The organism is Pseudonocardia sp., from assembly GCF_025465255.1.
GTDB lineage: Bacteria > Actinomycetota > Actinomycetes > Mycobacteriales > Pseudonocardiaceae > Pseudonocardia.
Genome location: NZ_JAODNI010000213.1, coordinates 1 through 7,441, shown reverse-complemented (window position 1 = coordinate 7,441; position 7,441 = coordinate 1). Strand labels below are relative to the sequence as shown.

Annotated in this window: 4 protein-coding genes and 2 pseudogenes; 2 read left to right on the top strand and 4 right to left on the bottom strand. The window is 71.7% G+C overall.

The window, feature by feature from the left end; translation table 11 throughout:
* A pseudogene (locus JWP64_RS26155) lies at positions 1–158 on the bottom strand (MFS transporter); the annotation flags it as partial.
* 184 nt (positions 159–342) lie between these two features.
* A complete protein-coding gene (mdlC, locus tag JWP64_RS26150; protein WP_297502380.1) occupies positions 343–1,944 on the bottom strand; it encodes a benzoylformate decarboxylase in 1,602 nt (533 codons plus the stop codon).
* A 271-nt stretch (positions 1,945–2,215) separates the two neighbouring features.
* On the opposite strand from mdlC, the gene JWP64_RS26145 reads away from it, so the two are divergent.
* Together JWP64_RS26145 and JWP64_RS26140 are read left to right on the top strand one after the other, a co-directional pair.
* Complete coding sequence (locus JWP64_RS26145) at positions 2,216–3,679, top strand: aldehyde dehydrogenase family protein (RefSeq protein ID WP_297502379.1); 1,464 nt, start codon at positions 2,216–2,218, stop codon at positions 3,677–3,679.
* Between the two features lie 260 nt (positions 3,680–3,939).
* Positions 3,940–4,716 (top strand): annotated as a pseudogene (locus JWP64_RS26140) (formate/nitrite transporter family protein); the annotation flags it as partial.
* A 149-nt stretch (positions 4,717–4,865) separates the two neighbouring features.
* Here JWP64_RS26140 and JWP64_RS26135 read toward each other — a convergent pair.
* Together JWP64_RS26135 and JWP64_RS26130 are read right to left on the bottom strand one after the other, a co-directional pair.
* A complete protein-coding gene (locus tag JWP64_RS26135) occupies positions 4,866–5,054 on the bottom strand; it encodes a YbdD/YjiX family protein (RefSeq protein WP_297502377.1) in 189 nt (62 codons plus the stop codon).
* Positions 5,051–7,225, bottom strand: coding sequence for a carbon starvation CstA family protein (locus tag JWP64_RS26130; RefSeq protein ID WP_297502382.1), 2,175 nt, complete (start codon positions 7,223–7,225; stop codon positions 5,051–5,053). The genes JWP64_RS26135 and JWP64_RS26130 overlap by 4 nt, the downstream gene beginning before the upstream one ends.
* Positions 7,226–7,441: the final 216 nt, after the last annotated feature.

The window sequence follows — 7,441 nt, the reverse complement described above, 5'->3', positions numbered from 1 at the left end:
GCCGTGCTGGAGAACCCGGGGTAGAAGAGGCTTCCGAACACGAGCGCCGCGGCGGTGCCGAAGATGTAGTAGTCGTACCACTCGATCGACGTGCCGATGAAGCTGGCCGCGAAGAGGCCCTTCTTGGACGGGGCGCGGGTGGAGCTGGGTGTGGCCACGGTTGCGTACTCCTCTGGACGCCGGGGGCGGAGCTGCGTGCGACCGCACGGGTGGGGGGCTCACGCCTGTAGGAATGCAAGCCGGTCGGCGCCGCGAAGTCGTGAGCGTGCGGACCCGCCCCGGGCCCGTCTTCGGTCGCGCCCGGACTACGTCATGTGTCCCGTCCGGGCGACGGACCTCCTCTCAGCCGAGCGAACGGGTCTCCGCCGTGATCGGCACCTCGAGCAGCCGGGGCCCCCGCTGCGCCGACGTGCACGCGAGCGCCGCAGTCAGCTGCTCGGCACTGGTGATCCGCTCCGCGGGCAGGCCGTAGCCGGCCGCGATCTGCACCGCGTCGAGGCCGGGCAGGTCCAGCCCGGGGGCGTCGGCCACCCCGAGCTGCGCGACAAAGCTGCGCAACGCGCCGTAACCGCCGTTGCGCAGCACGACGAACGTGACGGGCAGGCCGAGCTGCACGGCCGTCCACAGGCCGGCCACGCCGTACTGCAGCGCCCCGTCGCCCAGAACGGCGACGACCGGCCGGTGCGGGTCGGCCAGCGCCACGCCCACCGCCGCGGGCAGCCCGAAGCCCAGCCCACCGGCGGCCGGGAAGAACAGGCTGCGCGGCCGGTCGAGGTCCAGGTGCGCCCAGAACTGCGTCGTGTTCGACGTCGACTCGTTGACCAGGCGGACCTCCGGCGGGAGCACCCGGGCCATCTCCGCGAACACCGCGTCGGCGGGGAAGGGCGCTTCCCCCGGCGCGGGCACGGCTGGGCGTTCCCGGGACGGGACGGCGACGCGGGAGGAAGCAGCGGGGAGCGCGTCGAGCAGCTGGCCGACGACGGCCGCGACGTCCGCGACCACGGCGTCCCCGAAGGCCGCCCGCGCCGCAGCCTGCGGGTCGGCGCCGACGGCGACCAGCTCCGTCCCGGCCGGCAGCCAGGGACCCGGGCGGTAGGCGTGGTAGCGGAAGACCGGGGCGCCGAGGACGAGCACGAGGTCGTGGCCGGCCAGGTGCTCGCTGACGCCGGCGATGCTCGGCGGCAGCACGCCCTGCCACAGCAGGTGCCGGGTGGGGAACGGGCACCGGGGCGGGGTGGGCGCGGTCCACACCGGGGCCTGCAGCCGCTCGGCCAGCTCGACGACGAGGGCGAAGGAGCGCTCGTCGTCCGCCTCCGGTCCCACCACCAGCGCCGGGGAGGAGGCGCCCTGCAGCCGGCCGGCGAGCTCGGCGACGAGGTCGGGGGTGGCCGCGCCGGCGGCGCGTACCCGCCGCCCGGCCAGGTGCGCCACCTCGTCGGCGTCCACGTCCTTCGCCCAGTCGTCCAGCGGCAGGGACACGAACACCGGGCCGGCCGGCGGGAGCGTGGCCAGGTGAAAGGCCTCCGACAGCGCCCGCGGCACGTCCTGGGCCCGGGCCGGCTCGAACGCCCACTTCACCTGCGGCTCGGGCAGCCGGGTCATCGCCGGCTCGGCCAGGACGGACCCCAGCCCGATCATCGCGCGGGCCTGCTGCCCTGCGGTCACGACCAGCGGCGTGTGCGAGGCGCGGGCGTTGGCGAGGTTGCCCATCGCGTTGCCCAACCCGGCTGCCGAGTGCAGGTTGACCAGCGCAGGGCGGCCCGTGGCCTGCGCGTAGCCGTCGGCCATCGCCAGGACCGCGCCCTCGTGCAGCCCGAGGACGTACCGGAAGTCCCCCGGGAATCCGTCGAGGAAGGGCAGCTCGTTCGAGCCGGGGTTGCCGAAGACGGTGGTGAGGCCCCAGGCGCGGAGCAGGTCGTAGGTGGTCTCGCGAACAGTGGGCACGGCGTTCTCCTGCGGACGTCCTCGAACCCGGCGGCGGATCCCGGCCCGGGCGACGGGGCCGGACGCTAGCCGCCCGGACACGCCGTCCGAAGGGCGCAGGAGAACAATCGGGGACAACTACGTCAGATGTCGCGGTCCGGCCCTCCGGATCACGCCGAGTGCACCGGGTCCGATGCCCCGGGAGCCGAAGCGGCATCCGACCTACCGTCACCGGGCACTCCTTGTGGAAACCGGTTCCGCGGCCCCCGCGACGACCCCCGAGGAACAGACGATGGTGTCTTCAGACCAGCTGCCCGAGATCAGAACCGATCTCTTCGTCGACGGTGAGGTCCGCAGCGCCGACGACGCGCTGCAGGTGATCGACCCGGCCGACGGGGTCTCCGTGGTCGGCTACGCCGCGGCCGCGACCGCCAAGCAGGCCGAGTCCGCCGTGGCCGCGGCCCACCGGGCGTTCCCGGCCTGGGCCGCCCGCACCCCGCAGGAGCGGGCCGCGCTGCTGACCGCGGCGCTCGCTCCCCTGGAGGCCGACCGCCCGGCGACGGCGGAGGTGCTCACCCGCGAGAACGGCAAGATCCGGATGGAGTCCTTCGTCGACTCCATCGTGTTCGCGCACCGCTTCGCGCTGGCCGCCGGCCTGGCCGACGAGCTCGAGCACGTGACGCACCTGCCGGCACCGCCCTACCGGACCGAGATCTCCCACCTGCCCCTGGGCGTCGTGACGATCATCGTGCCGTTCAACTGGCCACTGGCGATCCTGGCCGCCTCGCTGCCGCAGGCGCTGCTGGCCGGCAACACCGTCGTGGTCAAGCCGCCGCCGACCGCCCCGCTGGCCACCGTCCGCACCGTGGCGTTCGTGGCCCAGGCGCTGCCCCCCGGCGTGCTCAACGTCGTCACCGGCACCGACGCGGAGATCGGCGCGGCGCTGATCCAGGACGACCGGGTCAAGAAGGTCTGCTTCACCGGCAGCGTCGGCGGCGGCAAGCGGATCATGTCCATGGCCGCCGAGTCGCTGACCCGGGTGGCGCTGGAGCTGGGCGGCAACGACCCGGCGATCGTGCTGGCCGACGCCGACCTCGGCCCCGAGGCGCTGCAGCGCCTGTTCACCGGGACCTTCGACTCCACCGGTCAGATCTGCATGGCGACCAAGCGCCTCTACGTGCACCGCACGCGCTACGACGAGGTGGTCGAGGGCCTCTCCGGGATCCTCGCCGCGACCCGGCTGGGCCACGGCCTGGACGAGGGCGTGACCATGGGCCCACTACACAGCCGGCGGCAGCGGGAGTACGTGCAGGAGCTCACCGCCCAGGCGCGCGAGTCCGGTGCCGAGGTCCGCGAGTTCGGGGAGGCCGCCGAGGGCGCCGACATCTCCCGCGGCAACTTCCTCCGGCCGTCCCTGGTGCTCGACCCGGCCGACGACGCCCGCGTCGTGGTCGAGGAGCAGTTCGGCCCGACCCTGCCGGTCCTGCCCTTCGACGACGAGGACGACGCCGTCGCGCGCGCCAACGACACCTGGTCGGGTCTGTGCTCCTCGGTGTGGACGCAGGATCTCGACCGAGCTGCCGTCCTGGCCGCACGGCTGCGGACCGGCTACACCTTCGTCAACGCCCACGGCGCCGCGCACCTCGACGAGCGGGCCCCGTTCGGCGGCTTCGACCACAGCGGTATGGGCCGCGAAATGGGCATCGAGGGCGTCCGCGAGTTCATGGACACGCACGCGGTCGGCTTCCCCGTCTAACGCACCGCCGCGTCGTACGGCGGGCTCGACGCGCCCTCGGTAGCCGACCCGGAGCGCCCTCGCAGGGCAGCGGCAGGCCTGTCACGACCCGTTCGGGAACGCACTCGGTGTCGCGAGGGGCGGCGGTCACGGGACGAGCCCCGACGCCACCGGCAAGGCGGCCGGACCCGCGTCCCCCGAAGCGGGTTTGACAGGGAGCTGAGGGGCGATTCCTCCCGGGCCGCCGGCCGGCGTGCGGACCCACGAGGAGGTACTCACCGATGATCGCCAAGGAGCCGTCCGAGATCGCCGAGGCCGCGGTCGAGAGCGGCGTGAAGAAGGCACATGTGCGATGGGACAAGGTCCTCGTCGGGTCGTTCCTGGCCGGCGCCTACATCGCGTTCGGCGGGATGGTCGCCATCACGGTCTCGTCGGGGCTGGATCCCAAGACCTGGGGGACGCTCCCGACCCTGTTCATGGGGGCGGCGTTCACGCTCGGGCTGGTGCTGGTGGTGATCGCGGGCTCCCAGCTGGCCACCGGGAACATGATGCTCGTGCCCATGGGCGCGATGCAGGGCCGGCTCACGCTCGGAGAGGTCGGACGCAACCTCAGCCTCGTCCTGGTCGGGAACCTGCTGGGTGCGCTGTTCGTCGCGTACTTCCTCGCGATCAAGACCGGGGTGATCGGAAGTGTCAGCAGTGCGGCGGGGACCCCCGCGGCGCTCACCTACGAGCGGCTGGCGGGCATCGCCGATGCCAAGGGCCTGCACGAGAGCGCCTGGCAGATCTTCCTGCGCGGAGTGGGCTGCAACTGGCTGGTCTGCCTCGGGGTGTGGCTGTCGCTGGCCTCGGAGGCGGTGTCCGGCAAGATCCTCGGGATCTTCTTCCCCATCATGGCCTTCGTCGCCATGGGCTTCGACCACGTCGTGGCCAACATGTTCTTCCTGCCCGCCGCCATCTTCGCCGGGGTCCCGGACCTGGGGTGGGACGACACCCTGCGCAACTGGGCGCTGGCGTTCCTGGGCAATCTCGTCGGCGCCGTCGTGTTCGTCGCGACCTCGTACTGGTACCTGTTCCTGCGCCTTCCTGCGCCGCGATCCCGCGGACGAGCCCTCGGAGGAGCGGCGATGAGGAGAGGGCCCGGCGAGCGCCGCCGACCGAAGCCCTCCGCGCCGCCCGGGCCCTCGTCGACGAGTCCGCCCGCGTGTCAGCAGCAGCGGGCCCTCGGGTTCGCCTCCCGCTCGTCCATTCTGCGCCGTTCGAAGTCGCGGCGGGACGGAACCGGGGCGTCGGGATGGTGCCGCCGCGCATGCGCGACGTACCGGTCGTAGTCGGCCTCGCCGGACACCTCCCGGAGATACCAGCGGATGCCCTCGACCGCTCGTCTCACGTTCATTGCGATCGCCTCCCGGTCTCGACGGGCTCCCGTCGATCCTCCCCCCCGCCGCCGCGCAGGCCACTCGGGGCGGTGATCAGCGACTCGGTGTGGGGCACCTCCGTGGTGGGCAGCGGCTCCGGGGAGCGCAGGGCCCGAATCCACACCCGCGCCGCGTCGGCGAGGACGATCACGACGAGGAGGGCGAAGAAGGCGGCCAGAACGCCGTCGACGGTCGAGTTCGTCACCACGGCCCGCATGTCCTCCAGGCTCTTGGCCGGAGCCAGCACCCGGCCGGCGTCGAGAGCCTCCTGGTACCGAGCCCGTTGGGCGAAGAAACCCAGGGTCGGCGAGTCGGAGAACACCTTCTGCCAGCTCGCCGTCAACGTGACCGTCGCATCCCAGATGAGCGGGATACCGGTCACCCAGGCGTACTTCGCCTTCCCGGCCTTGATCAGCAACGTCGTGCACACGGCCAGCGCGATGGCCGCGAGCAGCTGGTTCGCGATCCCGAACAGCGGGAACAGCTGATTGATACCACCGAGCGGGTTGGTGACCCCGGTGTAGAGGAAGTAACCCCATGCTCCGACGACCACGGCGCTGGTGGCCCACACCCCCGGCTTCCAGCTCACGTCGCGCATCGGCTTGTAGACGTTGCCGAGGGTGTCCTGCAACATGAAGCGCCCCACCCGGGTGCCGGCGTCGATCGTGGTCAGGATGAACAGCGCTTCGAACATGATCGCGAAGTGGTACCAGAACGCGCGCAGCGCCTCGCCGCCGAAGATCTCGGAGAAGATCTGCGACATGCCGATCGCGAGCGTCGGCGCGCCGCCGGTACGCCCGACCAGGGTGGGCTCCTGCACCCCCGCCGCGGCCGCCGTCAACTGCTCCGGGGTGATGGTGAAGCCGAGGTTGGCCACCGCCTGCGAGGCCGACTCGACGGTGCCGCCGAGCAGCCCGGCGGGTGCGTTCATCGCGTAGTACAGGCCGGGGTCGATGATGCAGGCGGCGATCAGGGCCATGACGGCGACGAAGGACTCCATGAGCATCCCGCCGTAGCCGATGAACCGGACCTGGCTCTCCTTCTGGATCATCTTCGGCGTCGTGCCGGAGCTGATCAGGGAGTGGAACCCGGACAAGGCGCCGCAGGCGATCGTGATGAACAGGAAGGGGAAGAGGGAGCCGGCGAACACCGGACCGCGCCCGTTCAGGGCGAAGTCGGTGACCGGCGCCGCCTGCAGGACCGGAGCGGTCACCAGCACGGCGACCGCGAGCAACACGATCACGCCGACCTTCATGAAGGTGGACAGGTAGTCCCGCGGTGCCAGCAGCATCCACACGGGGAGCACGGACGCGAGGAATCCGTAGATCACGAGGCAGAAGACGAGTGTCTCGGGGCTCAGCGTGAAGGCGTCGCTCCACGGGGATTCCGCGACCCACCCGCCACCGATGATCGCGAGGAGCAGCAGCGCCACACCGATGACCGTCGTCTCGATCACCCTGCCGGGCCGCAGCGTCCGCAGATAGAAGCCCATGAACAGGGCGATGGGGATCGTCATCGCGATCGAGAAGGTGCCCCAGGGCGAGTCGGCGAGGGCGTTGACCACGACCAGGGCGAGCACCGCGAGGAGAATGATCATGATGCTGAAGACCCCGACGAGCGCCGCCACCCCGCCGACGACGCCGATCTCCTCGCGGGCCATCTGGCCCAGGCTCTTGCCGTTGCGGCGCATCGAGAAGAAGAGCGTGACCATGTCCTGTACGGCCCCGGCGAAGATCGCGCCGACGACGATCCAGATCGTCCCGGGCAGGTAGCCCATCTGAGCCGCGAGTACAGGTCCGACGAGCGGTCCTGCGCCGGCGATGGCGGCGAAGTGATGGCCGTAGAGAACGCGCCGGTCGGTGGGGGTGAAGTCGACGCCGTTGTCGAGCCGTTCGGCCGGCGTCGCCCGGGTGTCATCCACCTCCAGCACACGCCTGGTGATGAAGCGGGCATAGAACCGGTAACCGATCGCATAGGAACCGAGGGCGGCTGCCAGCAGCCAGATCGCCGAGATCCGCTCACCCCGGGACAGCGCCAACACACCCCATCCGACCGCCGCGACGAGCGAGACAGCGGTCCAGACGGCGACCTGCTTGGGCGTGAAACGCCGCCGGTCGGTGGTCGGCGGCTCCGGATTCCGGGACGACATGTCCGAGACGGCCATGGCCTACCTCCTACGCGCGGTCCACTTCGACATGCCCATTGCGGCCGGTTCCCGGACCCGGCGCGGCGTCCTCCGACGCCGGGCTGTCCAGGACTCGGCCGAATGCCCCGATCCTCGCAGGTGCTTCGGGTCAGTGCCAGTGATCCGGCCATCCAGACCCGTCCTCGAGCGTTCCGGCCGCCGCCGATGCAGGACCTGCGG